At 43.2% G+C, this 331-nt stretch carries 1 rRNA gene; it reads right to left on the minus strand.

Going from position 1 to position 331, the window contains the following annotated elements:
* Positions 1–229: 229 nt before the first annotated feature.
* Positions 230–331 (minus strand): 5S ribosomal RNA (rrf, locus tag KO524_RS15225); the annotation flags it as partial.

The following is a 331-nucleotide window of genomic DNA, read 5'->3' on the forward strand; positions in this document are numbered from 1 at the left end:
TAGGGGTGAAATAATGCTAGACAATAAAATGTTGGTTATGGAAAACCCCGTAGGGGTGAAATGATTATAAAAGCGGATACGCCGATGTGCCTATTCGCTTATGAGCAGAGAACCCCGTAGGGGTGAAATGATTATAGAAAAACGAGGTATCGTTTTTCGTAAACCCCGTAGGGGTGAAATGATTATAAACAAAAAACCCCTAGTCTGTGAAGACTAGGGGTTTTTAAAAGAAAGGCGACGACATACTCTCCCACATAAATGCAGTACCATCTGCGCTAACGGGCTTAACTTCTCTGTTCGAAATGGGAAGAGGTGAGCCCCGCTGCAATAA

The sequence above is a fragment of the Flavobacterium sp. NKUCC04_CG genome, assembly GCF_019345525.1.
In the GTDB taxonomy this organism is placed as follows: Bacteria; Bacteroidota; Bacteroidia; order Flavobacteriales; family Flavobacteriaceae; genus Flavobacterium.